General features: G+C 62.4%; 20 protein-coding genes and 1 rRNA gene. 4 read left to right on the top strand and 17 right to left on the bottom strand.

The features are described 5' to 3' along the window. Positions 1-174: 174 nt before the first annotated feature. The 3 genes from clpB to rluD form a co-directional block, all read right to left on the bottom strand. Entirely contained in the window at positions 175-2,739 is a 2,565-nt protein-coding gene (gene clpB / locus H618_RS0115445) for an ATP-dependent chaperone ClpB (RefSeq protein WP_028695930.1), read from the bottom strand. A gap of 125 nt (positions 2,740-2,864) precedes the next feature. Continuing rightward, the gene (gene pgeF / locus H618_RS0115440) at positions 2,865-3,605 is read right to left on the bottom strand and encodes a peptidoglycan editing factor PgeF (protein ID WP_028695929.1); all 741 of its coding nucleotides are present in this window, start codon (positions 3,603-3,605) and stop codon (positions 2,865-2,867) included. Next, positions 3,602-4,564, bottom strand: a complete 963-nt coding sequence (gene rluD / locus H618_RS0115435) for a 23S rRNA pseudouridine(1911/1915/1917) synthase RluD (RefSeq protein WP_028695928.1) — start codon at positions 4,562-4,564, stop codon at positions 3,602-3,604. Before rluD ends, pgeF begins: the two co-directional genes overlap by 4 nt. A gap of 148 nt (positions 4,565-4,712) precedes the next feature. Between rluD and H618_RS0115430 the strand changes: the two genes are divergently transcribed. Beyond that, positions 4,713-5,732: an outer membrane protein assembly factor BamD gene (locus H618_RS0115430; RefSeq protein WP_028695927.1), complete on the top strand. Its 1,020-nt coding sequence runs from the start codon at positions 4,713-4,715 to the stop codon at positions 5,730-5,732. A 94-nt stretch (positions 5,733-5,826) separates the two neighbouring features. After that, positions 5,827-6,057, top strand: a complete 231-nt coding sequence (locus H618_RS0115425) for a PP0621 family protein (RefSeq protein WP_028695926.1) — start codon at positions 5,827-5,829, stop codon at positions 6,055-6,057. 22 nt (positions 6,058-6,079) lie between these two features. On the opposite strand, the gene thiO is transcribed toward H618_RS0115425, so the two are convergent. The 4 genes from thiO to H618_RS23215 form a co-directional block, all read right to left on the bottom strand. Beyond that, positions 6,080-7,189: a glycine oxidase ThiO gene (gene thiO / locus H618_RS0115420; protein ID WP_028695925.1), complete on the bottom strand. Its 1,110-nt coding sequence runs from the start codon at positions 7,187-7,189 to the stop codon at positions 6,080-6,082. Positions 7,190-7,381: 192 nt separating this feature from the next. After that, positions 7,382-7,852: a hypothetical protein gene (locus H618_RS0115415; protein ID WP_028695924.1), complete on the bottom strand. Its 471-nt coding sequence runs from the start codon at positions 7,850-7,852 to the stop codon at positions 7,382-7,384. Beyond that, entirely contained in the window at positions 7,849-8,487 is a 639-nt protein-coding gene (locus H618_RS0115410; protein ID WP_028695923.1) for a PilW family protein, read from the bottom strand. Before H618_RS0115410 ends, H618_RS0115415 begins: the two co-directional genes overlap by 4 nt. After that, complete coding sequence (locus H618_RS23215) at positions 8,484-8,825, bottom strand: type IV pilus modification PilV family protein (protein ID WP_245586786.1); 342 nt, start codon at positions 8,823-8,825, stop codon at positions 8,484-8,486. The genes H618_RS0115410 and H618_RS23215 overlap by 4 nt, the downstream gene beginning before the upstream one ends. A 95-nt stretch (positions 8,826-8,920) precedes the next feature. Between H618_RS23215 and H618_RS0115400 the strand changes: the two genes are divergently transcribed. Then, complete coding sequence (locus H618_RS0115400; RefSeq protein ID WP_342663840.1) at positions 8,921-9,454, top strand: GspH/FimT family pseudopilin; 534 nt, start codon at positions 8,921-8,923, stop codon at positions 9,452-9,454. Here H618_RS0115400 and ispH read toward each other — a convergent pair. The 6 genes from ispH to murJ all read right to left on the bottom strand — a co-directional run bounded on the left by ispH (position 9,443) and on the right by murJ (position 16,783). After that, complete coding sequence (gene ispH / locus H618_RS0115395; RefSeq protein WP_028695921.1) at positions 9,443-10,390, bottom strand: 4-hydroxy-3-methylbut-2-enyl diphosphate reductase; 948 nt, start codon at positions 10,388-10,390, stop codon at positions 9,443-9,445. The two genes, H618_RS0115400 and ispH, sit on opposite strands and share 12 nt — an antisense overlap. Before the next feature lie 14 nt (positions 10,391-10,404). Then, the gene (gene fkpB, locus H618_RS0115390) at positions 10,405-10,842 is read right to left on the bottom strand and encodes an FKBP-type peptidyl-prolyl cis-trans isomerase (RefSeq protein WP_028695920.1); all 438 of its coding nucleotides are present in this window, start codon (positions 10,840-10,842) and stop codon (positions 10,405-10,407) included. After that, positions 10,835-11,350: a signal peptidase II gene (gene lspA, locus H618_RS0115385; protein ID WP_028695919.1), complete on the bottom strand. Its 516-nt coding sequence runs from the start codon at positions 11,348-11,350 to the stop codon at positions 10,835-10,837. The genes fkpB and lspA overlap by 8 nt, the downstream gene beginning before the upstream one ends. After that, positions 11,343-14,180, bottom strand: coding sequence for an isoleucine--tRNA ligase (gene ileS / locus H618_RS0115380; protein ID WP_028695918.1), 2,838 nt, complete (start codon positions 14,178-14,180; stop codon positions 11,343-11,345). Before ileS ends, lspA begins: the two co-directional genes overlap by 8 nt. Then, the gene (gene ribF / locus H618_RS0115375; protein ID WP_028695917.1) at positions 14,177-15,127 is read right to left on the bottom strand and encodes a bifunctional riboflavin kinase/FAD synthetase; all 951 of its coding nucleotides are present in this window, start codon (positions 15,125-15,127) and stop codon (positions 14,177-14,179) included. The genes ileS and ribF overlap by 4 nt, the downstream gene beginning before the upstream one ends. 117 nt (positions 15,128-15,244) lie before the next feature. Then, positions 15,245-16,783 carry a murein biosynthesis integral membrane protein MurJ gene (gene murJ / locus H618_RS0115370; protein WP_028695916.1) on the bottom strand — a complete coding sequence of 513 codons (1,539 nt, stop codon included), beginning with the start codon at positions 16,781-16,783 and terminating at the stop codon, positions 15,245-15,247. Between the two features lie 254 nt (positions 16,784-17,037). Here murJ and rpsT point away from each other — a divergent pair, with 254 nt between their 5' ends. Further along, positions 17,038-17,316 carry a 30S ribosomal protein S20 gene (gene rpsT, locus H618_RS0115365; RefSeq protein WP_028695915.1) on the top strand — a complete coding sequence of 93 codons (279 nt, stop codon included), beginning with the start codon at positions 17,038-17,040 and terminating at the stop codon, positions 17,314-17,316. Positions 17,317-17,423: 107 nt separating this feature from the next. Here the strand turns inward: rpsT and H618_RS0115360 are convergent, their stop codons facing one another. The 4 genes from H618_RS0115360 to rrf form a co-directional block, all read right to left on the bottom strand. Further along, a complete protein-coding gene (locus H618_RS0115360; RefSeq protein ID WP_028695914.1) occupies positions 17,424-19,724 on the bottom strand; it encodes a PqiB family protein in 2,301 nt (766 codons plus the stop codon). Beyond that, positions 19,717-20,340 (bottom strand): paraquat-inducible protein A, encoded by a 624-nt coding sequence (locus tag H618_RS0115355; RefSeq protein ID WP_028695913.1) that lies wholly within the window; start codon positions 20,338-20,340, stop codon positions 19,717-19,719. The genes H618_RS0115360 and H618_RS0115355 overlap by 8 nt, the downstream gene beginning before the upstream one ends. Further along, positions 20,327-20,986 (bottom strand): paraquat-inducible protein A, encoded by a 660-nt coding sequence (locus H618_RS0115350; protein WP_028695912.1) that lies wholly within the window; start codon positions 20,984-20,986, stop codon positions 20,327-20,329. The genes H618_RS0115355 and H618_RS0115350 overlap by 14 nt, the downstream gene beginning before the upstream one ends. Positions 20,987-21,136: 150 nt before the next feature. Then, a 5S ribosomal RNA gene (rrf, locus tag H618_RS0115345) occupies positions 21,137-21,252 on the bottom strand. Positions 21,253-21,258 lie beyond the last annotated feature (6 nt).

Genomic DNA, 21,258 nt, shown 5'->3' with positions numbered 1-21,258 from the left:
GCGTATATTAGGGGCACTTTATTCGCAGTGCAAGCAGAAATTTCAAATTTCTCAACACGTTATTGATTGGCCTGGAAAAAACACTGCCCAGCCGATTGGCTGGGCAGCTGCAGGCAGCGTTTCAAGCAGCTCTCCTGCCCTCACAGGTTGGCTGTGAGGGCAGGCTGACCGCTTTTATTCGAAGGCGATGCCGTCGCCGTCCACCGTGCCGGTGATGGTCGTGCCGGGTACGAACTTGCCGGACAGAATCAACTGCGCCAGTGGGTTCTCGATCCAGCGCTGGATAGCGCGCTTGAGCGGGCGTGCACCATAGACCGGGTCGTAACCCACCGCGATGAGCTTATCGAGCGCCTCGGGCTGCAGGTTCAGGTTCAATTCACGCTCTGCAAGGCGGCTGCGCAGGCGACCCAGTTGAATCTCGGTGATACCGGCGATCTGTTCGCGGCCCAGCGGCTCGAACACCACCACTTCGTCGATACGGTTGATGAACTCGGGGCGGAAGTGCGCGCCCACTGCGTCCATCACCGCCGCCCGTTGCGCCTCGCGATCACCCACCAGTTCCTGAATCTGCGCCGAGCCCAGGTTCGAGGTCATGACGATGACCGTATTGCGGAAGTCCACCGTGCGGCCATGGCTGTCGGTCAGGCGACCATCTTCGAGCACCTGCAGCAACACGTTGAAGACATCCGGATGGGCCTTTTCGACCTCATCGAGCAACACCACCGAGTAAGGCTTGCGCCGCACCGCTTCGGTCAGGTAGCCACCTTCTTCATAGCCGACATAGCCCGGTGGTGCACCGATCAGGCGGGCCACGGAGTGTTTCTCCATGAATTCCGACATGTCGATGCGCACCATCGCCTCTTCGGTGTCGAAGAGGAACTCGGCCAGCGCCTTGCACAGCTCGGTCTTGCCCACCCCGGTCGGGCCGAGGAACAGGAACGAGCCGCTTGGGCGGTTCGGGTCGGCCAACCCCGCGCGCGAGCGGCGCACGGCGTTGGCCACGGCGATCACCGCTTCGTTCTGACCAATCACCCGCTCATGCAGCAGGCTTTCCATCTTCAGCAGTTTGTCGCGCTCGCCTTCGAGCATCTTCGATACCGGAATACCGGTCCATTTCGACACCACTTCGGCGATTTCTTCCTCCGTCACCTTGTTGCGCAGCAGCTGGTTTTCCGTCTTGCCGTGCTGATCGACCATCTGCAGGCTGCGCTCCAGGTCAGGGATCACCCCATACTGCAGCTCGGCCATGCGGCTGAGGTCACCCTTGCGCCGCGCCGCTTCCAATTCCTGGCGAGCTTGCTCGATCTTCTGCTGAATCTGCGCCGAACCCTGCACCTCGGCTTTTTCCGACGCCCAGATTTCTTCCAGGTCGGAGTATTCACGCTCCAGGCGGCCGATTTCCTCGGTGAGTTTTTCGAGGCGCTTCTTGGCCGGTTCATCCTGCTCTTTCTTCAGCGCCTGAGATTCCACCTTGAGCTGAATCAGACGACGGTCGAGACGGTCGAGCACTTCGGGCTTGGAGTCGATTTCCATGCGAATGCGGCTGGCCGCTTCGTCGATCAGGTCGATGGCCTTGTCGGGCAGCTGGCGGTCCGTGATGTAGCGGTGGCTGAGCTTGGCAGCGGCGATGATCGCGCCGTCGGTGATCGCCACCTTGTGGTGCACTTCGTAGCGCTCCTTCAGGCCGCGCAGGATGGCGATGGTGTCTTCCTCGCTCGGCTCATCGACCAGCACTTTCTGGAAGCGTCGCTCCAGGGCTGCGTCTTTTTCGATGAACTGGCGGTACTCATTCAGCGTGGTGGCGCCAACGCAGTGCAGCTCGCCGCGGGCCAGCGCCGGCTTGAGCATGTTGCCGGCGTCCATGGCGCCCTCGCCTTTGCCGGCGCCGACCATGGTGTGCAGTTCGTCGATGAACAGGATGATCTGCCCTTCCTGCTTGGACAGCTCGTTGAGCAGGCCTTTGAGGCGCTCTTCGAACTCACCACGATACTTGGCACCTGCGATCAGCGCGCCCATGTCCAGCGCCAGCAGGCGCTTGCCCTTCAGGCCATCGGGCACTTCACCGTTGATGATGCGCTGTGCCAGGCCCTCGGCAATCGCGGTCTTGCCCACGCCGGGCTCGCCGATCAGCACCGGGTTGTTCTTGGTGCGGCGCTGCAACACCTGCACGGTACGGCGGATTTCATCGTCACGACCGATCACCGGGTCGAGCTTGCCCTCTTCGGCACGCTTGGTGAGGTCGACGGTGTATTTGTCCAGCGCCTGGCGCGACTCCTCGGCGTTGGCATCGTTGACCGCCGCGCCGCCACGCAGGTTATTGATGGCATTTTCCAAGGCCTTCTTGCTCACGCCCTGGCTAAGCAGCAATTTGCCCAGTTTGCTGTTTTCATCCATGCCGGCCAGCAACACCAGTTCGCTGGAGATGAACTGGTCGCCACGCTGTTGCGCCAGGCGGTCGGCCTGGTTGAGCAGGCGGGCCATGTCTTGCGACATATTCACGTCGCCAGTAGGGTTCTGGATCTTCGGCAGTTGGTCGAGGGCCTTGACCAGTTCCTGGCGCAGGCCATTGACGTCGAAGCCGACCTGCATCAGCAGTGGCTTGATCGAACCGCCCTGCTGATCGATCAACGCCTGCGCCAGGTGCAGCGGTTCGATGGCGGGATGGTCCATACCGACGGCCAGGGACTGGGCGTCGGATAAGGCGAGTTGCAACTTGCTGGTCAAACGGTCTATGCGCATGGGGATACCTTCCTGAATAAGGGCAGGCCGGAGCGATGGACACACCTGATGAAGAAAACCTGCCGGAGATAACCAGTAGATGTGGCTGATTCTGGAAGATTCAAGCTTAGCGGGGTTGATGCAGGTCAGTTGCCCGTGAGCCAGACCAGGGATGCGAAGCGCCCGCCTCGTGGCGTGCGTCGATAGGAAAAGAAGCGTGCATCGCTGACCGTGCACAGCCCACCGCCGTACACCGCAGTGACGCCGCGGGCCGCCAGGCGAATGCGCGCCAGCGCATAGATGTCGGCGAGCAGCTTGCCGGGCCGGTCACCAGCAACGAACGCGGCATGGGCCTCGGGGTGTTGTGCGGTGAAGGCGTCGCGCACTTCCTCGCCCACTTCGAAGGCTTGCGGACCAATCGCCGGACCAAGCCACACCAGCACCTGCTCGGGCGCTACCTGCAACTGATCGAGGGTCGCCTCCAGCACGCCAGCGGCCAAGCCACGCCAGCCGGCATGGGCGGCGGCGACGCGGGTACCGGCGCGGTCACAGAACAGCACTGGCAGGCAGTCGGCGGTCATGGCAGTGCAGGCGATGCCGGGGGTGGCGGTCCAGCTGGCATCGGCTTGCGGCACCTGGCTCGGGTCGGCGTGGGCGACCTCGATGCCATGCACCTGCTGCAACCAGGCTGGACGCACCGCCAGTGCCTGACACAGACGACGGCGGTTTTCCTCGACGGCCTGTGGGTCATCGCCGACATGGTCGCCGAGGTTGAAAGTGTCGTAGGGCGGCAGGCTGACGCCGCCGTCACGGGTGGTGACGCACGCTCCAACGGTGGCCGGAGCCGGCCAGTCGGGATACAGCAGCGCGTGCGTCAGACCGCTCATCCGATGAAATCGCTGCGATCTTGCTTGAGCAGCGACAGCAACCAGACGAAATCATCGGGCAGTGGCGCTTCCCAGCCAATGGTCTCGCCAGTGGCGGGGTGAATCAGCTTGAGGAAACGCGCGTGCAGCGCCTGACGCGGGAAGGTCTTCAGCGCATCGACCAGGGTCGGGCTGGCTGCCGGCGGGATGCGGAAGCGGCCACCGTAGGTCTGGTCGCCGATCAACGGGAAGTTGACATGCGCCATGTGCACGCGGATCTGGTGGGTGCGGCCGGTTTCCAGCTTGACCCGCACATGGGTGTGCAGACGGAAGCGCTCGAGCACCCGGTAGTGACTGATGGCCGGCTTGCCGCCTTCGGTCACGGCCATGCGCTGGCGCTGACCACCGTGGCGACCGATCGGGGCATCGATCTTGCCGCCCGCGGTGACCACGCCGAGCACGATGCATTCATACACGCGGCTGACGCTGCGGCGCTGCAGCTGATCGACCAGGTTGGTCTGCGCCTGCAGGGTCTTGGCCACCACCATCAGACCGGTTGTGTCCTTGTCGAGGCGGTGAACGATACCGGCGCGCGGCACGTTGATGATGTCCGGCACGTGGTGCAGCAGTGCGTTGAGCAAGGTGCCATCGGCGTGCCCGGCCGCAGGGTGCACGACCAGCCCGGCAGGCTTGTTGATGACCAGGATGTGATCGTCTTCGTAGACGATGTCCAGCTCGATCTGCTGGGCTTCCCATTCGCCCTGGGCTTCGTGCTCGGCTTCGAGGGCCAGCAGCGAGCCGCCGTGGACGATGTCGCGCGGCCGCAGTACCGCGCCATCGACAGTCAGACGGCCATCTTTGATCCACGAAGACAGGCGCGAACGCGAGTACTCGGCGAACAAATGGGCGGCGACCTGGTCGAGGCGTTGGCCACCCAGTTCGGAGGGGACTTCTGCGCTAAGTTGAATGATCTCGGACATGCTCGATTCAGCGGGCGTACAGCCTTTGGTTTCGGCTGCGTGCTTGTGGTTAAATACGGCTTCTTTTGCCCCGGGTGTTTCCGGGGGCGCTCATCATAACAGGACGGCACCGCCCAAGACAGCGGCCGTCAAAGGGACGCAAGCCGCCATGCAAGTGAAACACCTGCTGCTTATCGCCATCCTCGGACTCACTGCTGCCTGTTCCTCGAACAAGGAAGTCATTGATGAGAACCTCAGCGAAGCCGAACTGTACCAGCAGGCGCAAGCTGACCTGGACAACCACAGTTACACCAGCGCCACCAACAAGCTGAAGGCGCTGGAGTCGCGTTATCCGTTCGGCCGCTACGCCGACCAGGCGCAGCTCGAGCTGATCTACGCCAACTACAAGAACTCCGAGCCGGAGGCTGCCAAGTCGGCGGCCGAGCGCTTCATTCGCCTGCACCCCCAGCACCCGAACGTCGACTACGCCTACTACCTCAAGGGCCTGACCTCGTTCGACCAGGACCGCGGCATCGTCGCGCGCTTCCTGCCGCTGGACATGACCAAGCGTGACCCGGGCGCGGCTCGCGACTCGTACAACGAGTTCGCCCAGCTCACCAGCCGCTTCCCCAACAGCCGCTACTCGCCCGATGCCAAGCAGCGCATGATCTACCTGCGCAACCTGCTGGCCTCGTACGAAATCCATGTCGCTGACTACTACCTGAGCCGTGACGCCTACGTGGCTGCCGCCAACCGCGGTCGCTATGTGGTGGAAAACTTCCAGGAAACGCCGTCGGTCGGCGATGGCCTGGCGATCATGGTCGAGTCGTACCAGAAGATGCACCTCGACGAACTGGCCGCCACCAGCCTTGAAGCGCTCAAGCTCAACTACCCCGACCACCCGAGCCTGAAAGACGGCAGCTTCGAGCCAACCAAAGGCGACGCCGACGGCCGCTCGTGGCTGTCCAAGGCCACCCTCGGCCTGATCGAAACCGACACCCCGCTGCCGCCGGGCGAAACCCGCGCCAACCAGGATGTGGTTCGTCAGTTCCAGGACGCTCGCGACGATATCCCGCGTGAGCTGCTGGCCAAGGACGAAAACGGTGACCCGATCCTGCCTGCAGGCCCGAAAGAAGCCGACAAGGGCCGCTCGTGGTTCAGCTACGCAACCTTCGGCCTGTTCGACTGATTGCAGCGCAACATGACAAAGGGAGGCTCAGGCCTCCCTTTTTCGTGGGCAGCATCCTAGACTGTGCTCCCCTTCCCCCGACAAGCCGGACACCATGATTCGCCTACTGTTCTGGATCGCCCTGATCGCCGCTGCCTTCTGGCTGTGGCGCAAATTCAAGATCAGCCAGCAAGCACAAAACCCGACCCGCCTCGACGACCCACTGCGCATGGTGCGCTGCGCCCACTGTGGCGTGCACTTGCCCACCGACCGTGCGCTACGCCGCAGTGGCGACTGGTATTGCAGCCAGCAGCACTTGGAACAGGGGCCGCAGTCACCGCGCTGAGGCGACGTGCGGCGTGCCGAGGTCAGCCCAGACGGCCGGCCGGCGCATAGGGCGCGGGGTCGATGATCGGCGCCGCGCCACTGAGCAGATCACAGAACAGTTGGCATGACGCCGGCGCCAGCACCAGGCCATTGCGGAAATGCCCGCAGTTGAGCCACAGACCGGGGTGCCCCGGCACTTCGCCGATGAAGGGAATACCCTCGGGCGATCCTGGCCGCAGCCCCGCCCAATGCCCGACCACTTCTGCCTCTTCCAGCGCCGGCAGCAGTTCGAACGCTGAGGCCTTGAGGCTCTCCAGCGCCTGTTGCGTGGGCTGCTTGTCGTAGCCTGCATACTCCAGGGTACTGCCCACCAGAATGTGCCCGTCACGACGCGGTATCGCGTAGCGACCGTTGGCCAGTACCATGCTCGGCAGAAAGTCCTCGGCGCACTTGAACAGAATCATCTGCCCTTTGACCGGCTGCACCGGCAGCTCGATATCGAGCGTGCGCAGCAGATCGCCGCTCCAGGCCCCAGCACACAGCACCACATCGTCCGCCGCCAACACGCTGGCGCCGGTGTCGGTAACGATGTCGACGCCCGTTACCCGTCCCTGCCCATGAACGAACCCTCGCACCTGACACTGCTCATGCAAGGTGACGTTCGGCAACGCTTGCAGCGCTGCGGTCAGCGCCTTGACCAGACGCGGATTACGCACGTTCGCCACGCCGGCCATGTAGATCGCCTGGGCGAATCCCGGACCGAGCGCGGGCACGTCTTCATAGACCTGGGCGATGTCCACTTCACGCAATGGCCGCTGCTGCTGCTCGGCCCACTCCAGGGCCTGATCCTGCTCCGGCAGGTCGAGCCAATAAAGGCCAGTGGTGTGCACCTCAGGGTCGATGCCGGTGCTGGCGAACAACCGCTCGGCCAGCTGCGGATAGAAATCCTGCGACCAGTGTGCCAGCGCCGTCACCGCTGCGCTGTAGCGCCACGGATAGAGCGGCGAGACGATGCCACCGCCCGCCCACGAAGACTCACGCCCCACCTCGCCCTGCTCGCACAGCTTTACCTGTGCGCCTTTCATCGCCAGGTTGAACGCCGTGAGCAGACCAATCACCCCAGCACCGACCACCACCACTTGCTTGTTCATCTATTGATCCAACATCCGAGTAATCCAGGCTGCAGCGGGCACCTTCCGCGCTACAGGTTGCCCAGCGGGCGACGACCACCTGCGTGCCATGCGGCGCAGGGTGTCTGGGGAGCTGGGGCAGGCAATGGCCGCAAGAATGCCGCTCACCGCCACGCCGCGCAACCACTGCCTCCCACTTGAGCTGACTGCCGATCATTCCTCTCGCGAGCGCTGGCGCCAGAGGATGCGCTGCGGCACCTGCCACTCGCCTTCAGCCACGGCATAGACCCCTTCGATCACCTGCCGCGACTGCGACTGCGCACTCACCGCAGTAATTCTGAACAGACTCACAGGCTCCCCCCGTGCTCTGTGCCTGGCACGCTCGGTCGTGCCAAGGTTCTGTATCTGGTAGAAGCCATTGGCAGCCGATTGCCACTGACCTTGTAGTGCATGGGGCCGTATCGGCGGCGGGCAGCCTTTACAGACGGCCACGGCAACAGGCAACTGGCTTGCCGCTTGCAGCAGCGTCGCTTCGGCCTGTTCAAAAGCTTGCACGCCCTTGAGCAGGTACTCGGCCTGGCGGGTATCGTTAAGCGCGTCGTGCAATGCCGAGGCGGCAAGCAAGGCCAGCAGCAGGCTCAGGAGCAGGCTGATCAACAACACCACACCGCGCTGCCGGCTCATGGCGTCAAGGCCCCATTGCGCAGGGCGACGCTGAGCCGGTGATGCTGCGTCAGTGCATGGGCCGCCTGGTGCAGCTCAAGCTCGATCTCGATTCGCCCATGCTCTAGTTGCCTGACACGCAAGGCCTGCACATCCTCGAGCAAAGGTTGTCGGCTGCCCCCCCGCTCCAGCAGCAGACGGGTACCAGAGAGTCGGTAGACCAGCCGACTGATGGGTATGGCCATGCGACCTGCTTCGCCGCGCGCACGGCCTTCCTCCACCCTTGCCTTGGATTGGCAATCGGTGAGCAGCGTCCAGTCAGCGGCGCCGCTGTGCCCCGGCAGTTCCGCAACGACCAGACTCAACTGCCCTGCCGCTATTTGCACCGGCGCTGCAAATGCCTGGGCTGCGCTTGCACTGGCAAAATCATCCTCATCGAGCTGCAAACAGCCAAACATCCCGGCCATGCGAATATCCTCGGCCATGCGCTTGAGCGCGAGTCGCGCATCGCCCTGCATCTGCAAGGCCGCCCCCTGCCAGCGCCACCCCTGATACACCGCCGCGAACACTTGGCTCACGCCGGCAAGCAAGATTGCGCCGAGCGCCACGGCCAGCAGCACCTCGAGCAAACCGAACCCCCGTTGCCGAGCGCTCATGGCAAGGCTTCGTCGTTAAGGCGAACCCAGGCCTGTTCAGCCATTTGCCGCCGCGGCCAGCCCAGCGTGACCCGCGGCGCCCGCTCACCCTGCACGATATGGCCCTGCGCCTGCTCATCCAGCTCTGCCTTCAGCCGTGCCTGCCAGAGCGCTTGCTGACTGGCGGAGAGCGGGCCGGCCGCCCGGCTCCACTCCATCACCCCTTGCGCCAGCCACACCGCTGCCGTGTGCCGGCGCGAATCATCGGTGGCCTGTAACGCGTGCAACTGTAGCGCGGTGGCGCTCAACACCCCGGCGGCCAACACGCCGAGGCCCACGATGACTTCAAGCAGCGTCATGCCGCATTGCCCTGCCCGCATCCCTGCTTCCTCCGGAGACATTTCCCTCTGCACGCGGTCGCCGCGCCCGACTGACGGCGCCTCAACACGTCGCGATGCTGAAGAAAAGCACGACTTGGGAGAAATGCACGATGAAGCAACAAGGCGCAACACTGATTCAACTGTCGCTGGCACTGGCTATCGCGACCGGACTGGCACTGCTTGGCGTAACGGCCTACGGGCAACTCAGAGAAGACCTGCAACTGAGCATTGCCGCCCGGGACCTTGCCCAGGCCCTGCGTCACGCGCGCAACTACGCCGTGCTGCACGACGAGTCGATGCTGCTGGAAGCGCTCGAGGGGGACTGGGGAAAGGGCTGGCAGACGCTGCGGGTGGGCGATGGACAGTTGCTGCAAGAACGCAGGCTGTCACGACCCTTGAGGATTTTCAGCAACGGCGGCAAGCAGGTGAGATTCAGCGCCTTGGGCATCCCACTCAAGCCCGGCGAGGCGTTCTACGCCGCGACTCTGCACCTGTGCCGGGGCGCGCGCAGCGAACATCAGGTGATGATCGCCAGTAGCGGCAGAATCAGGCTGGACACAGGGGCTGTGAGCACGCCCCTGTGTGCCGCAGGCCCCTTACAGCAGTGAACGAACCCGCAGTTCCTTGGGCATCGAGAAGGTGACGTTCTCGGCGCGGCCATCGAGCTCGGCTGCATCGGTGGCACCCCAGGCCTTGAGCTGGTCGATCACACCGCGCACCAGCACCTCGGGTGCCGAAGCCCCGGCCGTGATGCCGATCCGCTCGACACCCTCGAACCAGGCTTGCTGCAGGTCTTCGGCGCCGTCGATGAGGAACGCCGGGGTGCCCATGCGCTCGGCCAGTTCGCGCAGACGGTTGGAGTTGGAGCTGTTCGGGCTGCCCACCACCAGCACCACATCGCTTTCATCGGCCAATTGCTTGACCGCATCCTGGCGATTCTGCGTGGCGTAGCAAATGTCGTCCTTGCGCGGTCCGCCGATCTGCGGGAAACGCGTGCGCAGGGCGTCGATGACCCGGCTGGTGTCGTCCATCGAAAGCGTCGTCTGGGTGACGAAGGCCAGATGCTCGGGGTCGCGCACCTGCAGGCGGGCGACGTCGTCTTCATCTTCCACCAGATAGATCGAACCGCCATTGCTGGCGTCGTACTGGCCCATGGTGCCTTCCACCTCAGGGTGACCCGCATGCCCGATGAGGATGCATTCGCGACCGTCACGGCTGTACTTGGCGACCTCGATATGCACCTTGGTCACCAGCGGGCAAGTGGCGTCGAACACCTTCAGTCCACGGCCTTCGGCCTCCTGACGCACCGCCTGTGAAACACCGTGGGCGCTGAAGATGACGATGACGTTGTCCGGGACCTGGTCCAGTTCCTCGACGAATACTGCGCCACGGTTGCGCAGGTCTTCGACGACGAACTTGTTGTGCACCACTTCATGGCGCACATAGATAGGCGGGCCGAAGACTTCCAGGGCACGGTTGACGATCTCGATCGCCCGATCGACCCCGGCACAGAAACCACGGGGGTTGGCGAGTTTGATTTGCATGCTCGGCTCCAGGCTTACAGCGCCTTCACCTCGAGGATCTCCACCTCGAAGCTCAAGGTCTTGCCAGCCAGTGGGTGATTGAAGTCGATGGTGACCTGCTCTTCATCGAAGGCTTTGACGACACCTGGCAACTCGGCGTTGGCGGCGTCGTTGAAGATCACCAGCAGTCCTTCGGACAGCTCCATGTCACTGAACTGCGAGCGCGGCATGACCTGCACATTCTGCGGATTGGGCTGGCCGAACGCATGTTCCGGGGCAATCGACAGGTTGCGACGGTCACCGGCCTTGAACCCGAACAGGGCGGTTTCGAAGCCCGGCAGCAGGCTGCCATCGCCGACCTTGAAGGTGGCCGGCGACTTGTCGAATGTACTGTCGACGGTATCGCCGTTTTCCAGATGCAAAGCGAAGTGCAAGGTAACTTCCGTGTTCTGGGCGATGCGGGTATCAGTCATTGACCGGCTCCTCGGACTTCTTGCTCTTGAACATATCCAGCGCCAGCATCACCGCGCCCACGCAAATGGCGCTGTCGGCGAGATTGAAGGCCGGGAAGTAGTGGCGGTTCTGCCAGTGCACCAGGATGAAGTCGACCACATGGCCGAGCACGATACGGTCGTACAGGTTGCCCAGCGCACCTCCGAGCACCAGCGCCAGCGCCACGGCCAGCCAGGTCTCGTTGCGCCCCAGGCGCTTGAGCCAAACCACCAGCACGGTGCTGACCACGATAGCGATCAGGGCGAACAGCCAGCGCTGCCAGCCCGCGCCATCGGCGAGGAAGCTGAAGGCGGCGCCAGTGTTGTAGGCCAGGGTCCAGCTGAAGTAGTCGGGAATGACCACGATCTGCTGGTACATGCTCAGGTTGCCGTCGAAGTACAGCTTGGTGGCCTGGTCGAGGACCAGGACCACCAGGCTGAGCCACAGCCAGGAAAGGCGCCCGAAGCGCCCCACCGAAGGGTTAGGCATAGTGGCGCACCTCGCCGTTACCGCTCAGGTTATCGACGCAACGCGCGCAGATTTCCGGGTGCTCCGGATGGCTGCCGACATCGGCGCGGAAGTGCCAGCAACGACCGCACTTGGCATGGCCAGACTTGACCACACTCAGTTTCAGCCCTTCCACTTCGGTGGCGACGGCTTCGGCCGGTGCGTCGGCCAGCGGCAGCACGCTGGCTGCCGAGGTGATCAGCACGAAGCGCAGTTCATCACCCAGCTTGTGCAGGTCGGCGCTCAGGTCATCTGCGGCGAACAAGGTCACTTCAGCCTGCAGGTTGCCGCCGATGACCTTGGCCGCACGCTGGTTCTCCAACTCCTTGTTGACCGCCGCCTTGACCGCCATGACGCGATCCCAGTACGCACGATCGAGCTCGAAGCCTTCAGGCAACTCGGCCAGGCCTTCGTACCAGGTGTTGAGCATCACCGATTCGTTGCGCTCACCCGGCAGGTACTGCCACAGCTCGTCTGCGGTGAACGCCAGGATCGGTGCGATCCAGCGCACCAGCGCCTCGCTGATGTGATACAGCGCGGTCTGGCACGAGCGACGCGCAACGCTGTTGGCGCCAGTGGTGTACTGACGATCCTTGATGATGTCGAGGTAGAAGCCGCCCAGCTCCTGGACACAGAAGTTGTGCACCTTGGAGTAGACGTTCCAGAAGCGGTACTCGCCGTAGTGCTCCTGCAACTCGCGTTGCAGCAGCAAGGTGCGGTCCACCGCCCAGCGGTCGAGGGCGATCATCTGCTCGGGTTGCAGCAGGTCGCGCGCCGGGTCGAAGCCGGACAGGTTGGAAAGCAGGAAGCGCGCAGTGTTGCGAATCCGCCGGTAGGCATCGGCGCTGCGCTGGAGAATCTGGTCGGAGACCGCCATTTCACCGGAATAGTCGGTCGCCGATACCCACAGACGCATGATGTCGGCGCCCAGGGTGTTGTTGACCTTGTCCGGCTCGATGGTGTTGCCCAGCGACTTGGACATCTTGCGGCCGTTCTCGTCCACGGTGAAACCGTGGGTCAGCAGCTCGCGGTACGGCGCGTGGCCGTCGATGGCGCAACCGGTCAGCAAGGAAGAGTGGAACCAGCCGCGGTGCTGGTCGGAGCCTTCCAGGTAAAGGTCCGCACGCGGGCCTGTGGCATGGCCGATGTCGTGGGAGCCACGCAGCACGTGCCAGTGGGTGGTACCGGAGTCGAACCACACATCCAGGGTGTCGGCGATCTTCTCGTACTGATCGGCTTCCTCACCCAGCAGCTCGGCGCTGTCGAGCTTGAACCAGGCTTCGATGCCTTGCTGCTCGACACGCTGGGCAACCTCTTCCATCAGCTCGACGGTGCGCGGGTGCAACTCGCCGGTCTGGCGGTTGAGGAAGAACGGAATCGGCACGCCCCAGTTACGCTGGCGCGAGATGCACCAATCCGGGCGGTTGGCGATCATCGCGTGCAACCGCGCCTGACCCCAGGCCGGGACGAACTTGGTTTCTTCGACGGCCTTGAGCGCGCGGGCGCGCAGCGGCTCGCCGTTGTGCGGCTGGCGGTCCATGCCGACGAACCACTGCGCGGTGGCGCGGTAGATCAGCGGCGTCTTGTGGCGCCAGCAGTGCATGTAGCTGTGCTTGATGTTTTCGGTGTGCATCAGCGCATCGACTTCACGCAGCTTGTCGATGATCGCCGGCCCGACCTTGAAGATGAACTGACCGCCGAAGAACTCCAGGTCAGGCACGTACACGCCGTTGCTCTGCACCGGGGCGAGGATTTCGTCGTTGTGCATGCCATAACGCTTGCAGGTGACGAAGTCGTCTTCGCCATACGATGGCGAGGTGTGGACGATGCCGGTACCGGCGCCCAGCTCGACGTAGTCGGCCAGGTACACCGGCGACAGGCGATCGTAGAACGGGTGACGGAAGTTGATCAGTTCAAGCGCAGCGCCGGTGGTGGTGGCGATGACCTGGCCTTCACGGCCATAACGCTGCAGACACGCGGGCACCAGCTCTTCGGCCAGCACCAGCAGGCGGTCACCGATATCGACCAGCGCATAGCTGAACTCGGCATGCACGCTCAGGCCCTGGTTAGCCGGGATGGTCCACGGGGTGGTGGTCCAGATCACCATGGCCGCAGGCTTGCTCAGCTCGGCCAGGCCAAAAGCGGCGGCCAGCTTGGCGCTGTCGGCATCGGAAATCGGGAAGGCGACATCGAGGGTCTGCGAGGTCTTGTCGGCGTATTCGACCTCGGCCTCGGCCAGTGCCGAACCGCAATCGAAGCACCAGTTCACAGGCTTGAGGCCCTTGAACACGAAGCCCTGCTTGACCATTTCCGCCAGGGCGCGGATCTCGCCGGCCTCGTTGGCGAAGTTCATGGTCTTGTAGGGGTTGTCCCAGTCACCCAGCACGCCCAGGCGAATGAACTCACTCTTCTGCCCTTCGATCTGCTCGGCAGCGTAGGCACGGCACAGCTCGCGGGTCTGATCAGCGGTCAGGTGCTTGCCGTGGGTGACCTCGACCTTGTGCTCGATGGGCAGACCATGGCAGTCCCAGCCGGGCACGTACGGCGCGTCGAAGCCGGACAAGGTCTTGGAGCGGATGATCATGTCCTTGAGGATCTTGTTCAGCGCATGACCGATGTGAATCTTGCCGTTGGCGTAGGGCGGACCGTCGTGCAGGACGAACTTCGGACGATCCTTGCCAATCTCGCGCAGCTTCCCGTACAGGCCAATGCTGTCCCAGCGCTGCAGAATCTGCGGTTCGCGCTGAGGCAGGCCGGCCTTCATGGGGAAGGCGGTGTCCGGTAGGTTTAGCGTGGCTTTGTAGTCGGTCATTTCAGGCTCTTGGTTAGCGGTTGAGCGTGCCAGTGGGCACGTGCGGCGGCGATGTCCGCGTCGATCGCCGACTTGAGCGCCTCGAGCGAGGCGAAACGCTGCTCTTCGCGCAGCTTGTGGTGAAATTGCACAGCCAGGCGCCGGTCGTAGAGATCACCGGCAAAATCCAGCAGATGGATTTCCAGGTGTGGTCGGCCGTCGCCGGCGACACTTGGGCGTACGCCGATGTTGGCGATGCCCGGCCAGCGCTTGCCGTCGATCTCGGCACTGGTCAGGTAGACCCCCGACAGCGGCACGTGGCGGCGCTTGAGCTGGATGTTGGCCGTGGGCGTGCCCAACTGGCGCGCCAGTTTCTGGCCATGCAGCACCCGCCCGCAAATACGATAGGGGCGGCCGAGCAGATCAGCGGCGAGTTCGAAGTCGGCCTCGGCCAGCGCCTTGCGAACCTGCGTGCTGCTGACGCGCAGGCCGTCTTGCACCACGGTTTGCGCGGCTTCGACGGTGAAACCGTGCTGGCGGCCCATGTCACTGAGGAAAGCGAAATCCCCCGCGCGGTCGCAGCCAAAGCGGAAATCGTCCCCCACTTCCAGGTGACGCACATCCAGCCCCTTGACCATGATCACGTCGACGAACTCGCTGGCGCTGAGCGCGCTGAGCTGCTGGTTGAACGCCAGGCACAGCACCTGATCGACGCCTTCGGCCTGCAGCAGCTCGATCTTGTCGCGCAGCCGCGCCAGGCGGGCCGGGGCCGTGTCGGGGGCGAAGTACTCACGCGGCTGCGGCTCGAAGATCACCACGCAGGTCGGCAGACCCAGCGCCTGACCACGCTCACGCAAACGCCCCAGGATAGCCTGGTGGCCACGGTGAACCCCGTCGAAGTTGCCAATGGTGGCGACACAGCCCCGGTGCTCGGGGCGAAGGTTGTGAAGACCTCGAACCAGCTGCATAGCGCGCTTCTTGCTCATAAAGTGGTCGATTATAACCACACCCGGACGCTGGTGACAGACAGCAGCACCCGCAGGTGGCATTGACGATGAAAATCCGATGCCTGACCTGCGCGAGCGTCAGTGCAAGGCTTTGCGTGCAAAGTGCCGCGGACGTATGCCACACAGTAGCAGGCAGCCGAAATAGCTCACCACACCGGCCACAATCAGCGTCCCCAGACGCATGAACCGCTCAGCCATGTTGCCCTCGGCCCAGGCCGGCATCAGCTGCATGCCACCGATCAGCACGGCGCTCATCAACAGCACCGCCGCCACCAGTTTGAGCAGGAACATCGGCCAGCCCGGCTGCGGCTGGAACAACTGCTGGCTGCGCAGGCGCCAGTACAGCAGACCCGCGTTCAGGCAAGCGCCGATGCTGATCGCCAGGGCAAGGCCTGCATGCTGCAGTGGCCCCACCAGAGCCAGGTTCAGCAACTGCGTTGAGATCAGCGTGAAGATGGCGATCTTCACCGGCGTGCGAATGTTCTGCTGGGCATAGAAGCCGGGAGCCAGCACCTTGACCAGGATGATCGCCAGCAGCCCGACCGAATAGGCCATGAGCGCGCGCTGGGTCATGGCCGCATCGAAGGCGGTGAACTTGCCGTACTGGAACAGCGCGACGGTCAGTGGCTCGGCCAGGATGGCCAGGGCCAGCGTGCACGGCAACACCAGCAGGAAACACAGGCGCAGGCCCCAGTCGAGAATCCGCGAGTACTCCTGACGATCGCGGTTGGCGTAGGTCTTGGCCAGCGTCGGCAGCAGGATGGTGCCGAGCGCCACGCCCAGCACACCGGACGGCAGCTCCATCAGGCGGTCGGCGTAGTACATCCACGACACGGAACCTGCGACCAGAAACGAAGCAAAAATCGTGTTGATGATCAGAGAAATCTGACTCACCGATACACCCAGAATCGCCGGCAACATCTGTTTCAGCACACGCCACACACCGGCGTCGCGCACATTCAGGCGTGGCAGCACGAGCATACCGATGCGTTTGAGGGCCGGCAGTTGATAGAGCAACTGCGCCAGGCCACCGGCCAGCACGCCCCACGCAAGGGCCATGATCGGCGGATCGAAATACGGCGTGAGGAAGACGGCGAAGCCGATCATCGCGACGTTGAGCAAGGTCGGGGTGAACGCTGGGACGGAAAAGCGGTTCCAGGTGTTGAGGATCGCGCCGGCCAGGGACGACAACGAGATCAGCAATATATAAGGAAAGGTCACCCGCAGCAGCGCGCTGGTCAGTTCGTATTTTTCGCTGCTGTCGACGAAGCCCGGCGCCGTCACCCACACCACCCAGGGCGCGGCGAGTATGCCTACGGCGGTCACCAATGCCAGCACCAGCGTCAGCAGGCCACTGACATAGGCAATGAAGGTGCGGGTGGCTTCCTCGCCTTGCTGGGTCTTGTATTCGGCAAGAATCGGCACGAAGGCTTGCGAGAAAGCACCCTCGGCGAAGATCCGGCGCAGCAGGTTGGGCAGCTTGAAGGCGATGAAAAAGGCGTCCGTCGCAACGCCTGCGCCAAAGATGCGCGCCAGGATGGTGTCGCGAATGAAGCCCAGCACACGGGAAATCATGGTGATGGAGCTGACCGCAGCCAGGGATCGGAGCAGATTCATGGAAAAGTTTTACGCCAGGGGACGAGGAGCGCTGCCAGTCGACGCTCGAATATGCGATACTCCCGCGCTCGCTGCAGGGGGAGCCAAATTTCCCGAGTTTACAGGTCGCGGCGCAGAATGGAATCCACTCCTTCCAGCACTGCTGCCACTCAGCGGGACCCTGCATATGGCCTTGACAACCGATGAACTCATCGGCATGATTCGCGGCCTTATTTGCTTGTCATTTATCCAAAAGTCTTTCGAGGAGCTCGACGGTGGCCAACTCACCTTCCGCCAAGAAACGTGCAAAGCAGGCTGAGAAGCGTCGCAGCCACAACGCCAGCCTGCGTTCCATGGTCCGTACCTACATCAAAAACGTAGTTAAGGCCATCGACGCAAAAGATGCCGAAAAAGCACAATCGGCTTACACCCTGGCTGTGCCAGTTATCGACCGTATGGCCGATAAAGGCATCATCCACAAGAACAAAGCTGCTCGCCACAAAGGCCGTCTGAACGCGCACATCAAGGCGCTGAAAGAAGCTGCTGCTGCCTAAGCTAAGCACTTGTTCATAAAAAACCGACCTCAGGGTCGGTTTTTTGTTGCCTGCGATTCAGCCCCTGTTCGCTACCCGGCGTGATGGCCGGGTAGCAGGCTGCGGGTCTACTTGGCCAGTGGAATCTTCGGTGCCCACTCAAGCCACGGGTCTTCGGCTTTGTCGAAGAGCGCGAAGGTCTGGTTCGGCCGCGCCGGGTTGCCCATTTGCTCCCCCTCCGGGGTAGCGAAGGCGATACCGCCATCGATCAGGGTCTCTACCGACTCGGTGCGCAACGTGGCACCTTTGATCAGCCCCCAGTCGAAGCCAAAGCCACTGCTGTTCCAGAATCGGCTGCCACCACGAACCAGGCCGGCATAACGTGGCTCGATCAGCACGTGAATCAGTACACGATCTGCGCTCTGCCCCAACTCGTAACTGGTGACCTTACCGACCTTGACCTCACGGTAGGTGACCGGCACCCCCGGCTTGATCGACCCGCGCCTAGCGGCGCTAAGGGTCAGCGGCAAGCCAACTTCGGTCTCCTTGACCTCAGGCGCTTCGGCCAGCGCAATGAAATCACGCTGCGGCGCCTGCACCTTGGCCGCGGGCTTGACCTCCAGATACTGACCGCCCACCAGCGTGTCGAGGTTCTCGGTACGTGCCAGGCCGAACGCCGGCTTGACCACCCAGAACTGCGTGCCGACGCGCGCGATCCGCTCCGGCACTTCGTTGATGCGTGCGCGCAGCAGCACAGCCTGCAAGTCTGCGGTGAGGTCGACGCTCTCGACGCTGCCCACTTCCAGGCCACGGAAGCGAATGGGCGTACCCGGCTTGAGGCCATCGGCACGCTCGACGCGAATGGTGATCAGGGTGCCAGCACGGTTCGCTGCCTCCTGATTCTCGTGCAGGCGGAAGCGGGGAATATGCCGCTTCAGTGGCACGTTCGCTTGCGGCGTGTCGAAGGTGATGCCACCTGCCATCAGCGTCTGCAGTGATTCACTCTGAATCTTGATACCTGAAAGCCCACCGGTCAGCGTGATCCCGCTGGAATTCCAGAAGCGCGTCGAGCCATTGACCAGGTTCTGGTATTCCTTCTCGATGTGCACACCAATCAGGATGCGCTTGCTGTCGCGAGCGAACTGATAGCTCTGCACGTTGCCCACCTTGACCTGACGGTACATCACCGGACTGCCCACCTCGACCGAACCCAGGGTATCGGCGAACAGCACCAGGTGCAGGCCTGGCGCCTTCAGATCGAGCGGCGGCGCCTTGGCCCGCGCTTCGAACTCCCGGGTAGGTGCAGAGCCCTTCTCACCAGGACGAATGGCAATGTAGTTACCTTTTACCAGCGCCTCGAGCCCGGTGATTCCCGCCAGGGAAATCGATGGCTTGACCACCCAGAACTGGGTGCCGGAAACCAGGAAGTCTTCAGCCAGCGGGTCCATGGTGAGTTCTGCGGTAGCGCTGGTGAGGTCTTCCTCGATCTTCAATGTCTTCAGCGAGCCGACCTGGATACCTTTGTACATCACCGGCGTACGTCCGGCCTGTAGCCCTTCGAAGTCCGTCAGCTTGAGCTTGATGCGAATACCAGCCTGAGCGGCATCGAAGTCTTCATACAGGCGGAACGGCAGACTTGGATCGGTGGGAGGGCTGTCCTTGCGATGCTCAGGGGTGGCGAACGCAATCCCGCCGGAAACGATACTGGCCAACGACTCGGTGCGTACTTTGACCCCCGACAAGTCGGCATTGATGCTCACCCCACTGGCATTCCAGAAGCGCGTGTGTTTACGCACCAGATTGGCGTACGCAGGCTGGATGAAGATCTTGATCTCGACCATGTCCTGGTCTTCCAGGAGGCGGTAGCTCTTCACCCGGCCGACCTGGATCTGCTTGTAGAACACCGGGCTGTCGCGATTGAGCGAGCCAAGCCGCTCGGCCTTGAGCGTGAGGTGCAAACCAGGCTCGTTGTCCGATAACGGCGGCGCCTCCGACAGCGCGGTGAAGCGCTTGACCGGCTCGCCCTTGCCAGGGTCGATGGCAATGTAGTTACCCGACACCAGGGTTTCCAGGCCCGAGATACCCGCCAGCGAAACACTCGGCTTGACCAACCAGAAACGCGTGCCGGTGGTGAGGTGATCCTGCGCAGCCTTGTTCATTTCGATGGTAGCGATGACGCCGGTATTGCGCCCCTCGTCATCCAGCACCAGGGATTTGACCTTACCGACCGACATCCCTTTGTAGATGACCTCGGTCTTGTTGGCGACGATCCCCTCACCCGTCTTGAAGCGCACCTCGATTTCCACACCGGCGTCGCGATAAGCCTGAAAGGCCAACCAGCCGCCGATGAACAGGGCAATGAGCGGAAGAATCCAGATAGCCGACCAATTTGAAGCGGGGCGGGTTTTAGCCGTAGGCAAATCACTCATGGTCGTCATCCGACTCCGTGTTATCCCAGATCAGACGGGGATCGAAAGTTAACGCTGCAAACATGGTCAGAATCACCACGCTGGCAAAGGCGACAGCGCCCAGATTGGCTTCGACACTGGCAATACGACCGAAATTCACCACTGCCACGAGAATGGCGATGACGAAAATATCCAGCATCGACCAGCGCCCGATGAATTCGATGAAGCGATACATCCAGATTCTCTGCCGCGCCGAAAGTGGTTGATGGCGCTGAACCGAGTACAACAACAAGGCAATGCCGATCAACTTGAACGTCGGCACCAGAATACTGGCCACGAACACCACCGCAGCGATAGGCAACATGCCGTGCTGCATGAGGGTAATGACCCCTGACATGATCGTATCCGGCGTGCCTTTGCCCAGACTGCTCACCGTCATGATGGGCAGGACGTTGGCCGGGATATAGAGAATCATCGCCGCGAAGAGCAACGCCCAGGTGCGCGTGATGCTATTGGGCCGCCGCTCATGCAGTATCGCACCACAGCGCCTGCAATGGCCCAGGCGCCCTTGTGCCGGAATGCGATTGAGTTCATGGCATTCATTGCAGACGACGATTCCTGCATCAATCGCCCGCATGTACATCCTCCCCAGACAGCGCGACCCATATTTGATGGGGTGACATCACGACCTCCAACCACACCTGTACCAGCAACAATCCGACAAAGCACACAAGACCCAATCCGATGGTCAACTGAGCCATGTCGACCAGCTTGACGATAGCCACCAGAACACCCATCAGATAAACCTCCAGCATTCCCCAGTCACGTACATGGTGGTAGATGCGGTAGATGAACAGACCGTAGCTGCGACCGACGTTCAGTCGAATGCTGAGCAGCACGGCCAACTGGCAGGTCAACTTGAGCAGCGGGATGGCCATGCTGCACAGAAACACCACCACGGCGATGCCGCGCATCTCGGAGTCGTAAAGGCCCAATACGCCGCTCCACACCGTGTCCTCGGACGTTTGCCCGAGCAGATGCAGCTTCATGATGGGTAAAAAATTCGCCGGAACGAACAGTAACAGCGCGGTCAGCACCAACGCCAGGCTGCGGTTGACGACGTTGTGACGTTGGGCATACAGCTCGTAGCCGCAGCGTGGGCACTGGGCCTTCTCGTCTTTGCGCAGCACAGGCTTGTGCATCAGCAGGTCACATTCGTGACAGGCGATGAGCGTGTCCAGCGGCATTTCGCTCAGCACAGGCTGATCAACGGATTCGGACATGGTTGGCTTCTGCAGAAGTACGTCGGCTGTAGTCTAGTGATCCGACCTCGGATATGGGAGATGGCTCCCCAGCATTCAGGCACCTCGCTATAGTGCCAGAAAAGACAAAACCCCTACCTGCTTGCGCAGATAGGGGTTTTGCGAAATGAATCTTGACGATGACCTACTCTCACATGGGGAAACCCCACACTACCATCGGCGATGCATCGTTTCACTGCTGAGTTCGGGATGGGATCAGGTGGTTCCAATGCTCTATGGTCGTCAAGAAATTC

The sequence above is a fragment of the Pseudomonas cremoricolorata DSM 17059 = NBRC 16634 genome (assembly GCF_000425745.1).
In the GTDB taxonomy this organism is placed as follows: domain Bacteria; phylum Pseudomonadota; class Gammaproteobacteria; order Pseudomonadales; family Pseudomonadaceae; genus Aquipseudomonas; species Aquipseudomonas cremoricolorata.
This window is presented reverse-complemented; position numbering and strand designations above follow the sequence as displayed.

Excerpts from the sequence above, each read along its gene's own strand:
- H618_RS23215 (WP_245586786.1), bottom strand. The coding sequence starts at position 8,825 with ATGACGCTGCTTGAAGTCATCGTGGGCCTCGGCGTGTTGGCCGCCGGG.
- ispH (WP_028695921.1), bottom strand. The coding sequence starts at position 10,390 with ATGCAAATCAAACTCGCCAACCCCCGTGGTTTCTGTGCCGGGGTCGAT.
- H618_RS0115430 (WP_028695927.1), top strand. The coding sequence starts at position 4,713 with ATGCAAGTGAAACACCTGCTGCTTATCGCCATCCTCGGACTCACTGCT.
- rluD (WP_028695928.1), bottom strand. The coding sequence starts at position 4,564 with ATGTCCGAGATCATTCAACTTAGCGCAGAAGTCCCCTCCGAACTGGGT.
- pgeF (WP_028695929.1), bottom strand. The coding sequence starts at position 3,605 with ATGAGCGGTCTGACGCACGCGCTGCTGTATCCCGACTGGCCGGCTCCG.
- H618_RS0115410 (WP_028695923.1), bottom strand. The coding sequence starts at position 8,487 with ATGAGCGCTCGGCAACGGGGGTTCGGTTTGCTCGAGGTGCTGCTGGCC.
- H618_RS0115400 (WP_342663840.1), top strand. The coding sequence starts at position 8,921 with ATGCTGAAGAAAAGCACGACTTGGGAGAAATGCACGATGAAGCAACAA.
- H618_RS0115425 (WP_028695926.1), top strand. The coding sequence starts at position 5,827 with ATGATTCGCCTACTGTTCTGGATCGCCCTGATCGCCGCTGCCTTCTGG.
- H618_RS0115360 (WP_028695914.1), bottom strand. The coding sequence starts at position 19,724 with ATGAGTGATTTGCCTACGGCTAAAACCCGCCCCGCTTCAAATTGGTCG.
- ileS (WP_028695918.1), bottom strand. The coding sequence starts at position 14,180 with ATGACCGACTACAAAGCCACGCTAAACCTACCGGACACCGCCTTCCCC.
- ribF (WP_028695917.1), bottom strand. The coding sequence starts at position 15,127 with ATGCAGCTGGTTCGAGGTCTTCACAACCTTCGCCCCGAGCACCGGGGC.
- clpB (WP_028695930.1), bottom strand. The coding sequence starts at position 2,739 with ATGCGCATAGACCGTTTGACCAGCAAGTTGCAACTCGCCTTATCCGAC.
- H618_RS0115350 (WP_028695912.1), bottom strand. The coding sequence starts at position 20,986 with ATGTCCGAATCCGTTGATCAGCCTGTGCTGAGCGAAATGCCGCTGGAC.
- lspA (WP_028695919.1), bottom strand. The coding sequence starts at position 11,350 with ATGCCTAACCCTTCGGTGGGGCGCTTCGGGCGCCTTTCCTGGCTGTGG.
- murJ (WP_028695916.1), bottom strand. The coding sequence starts at position 16,783 with ATGAATCTGCTCCGATCCCTGGCTGCGGTCAGCTCCATCACCATGATT.
- fkpB (WP_028695920.1), bottom strand. The coding sequence starts at position 10,842 with ATGACTGATACCCGCATCGCCCAGAACACGGAAGTTACCTTGCACTTC.
- H618_RS0115355 (WP_028695913.1), bottom strand. The coding sequence starts at position 20,340 with ATGCGGGCGATTGATGCAGGAATCGTCGTCTGCAATGAATGCCATGAA.
- thiO (WP_028695925.1), bottom strand. The coding sequence starts at position 7,189 with ATGAACAAGCAAGTGGTGGTGGTCGGTGCTGGGGTGATTGGTCTGCTC.
- H618_RS0115415 (WP_028695924.1), bottom strand. The coding sequence starts at position 7,852 with ATGAGCCGGCAGCGCGGTGTGGTGTTGTTGATCAGCCTGCTCCTGAGC.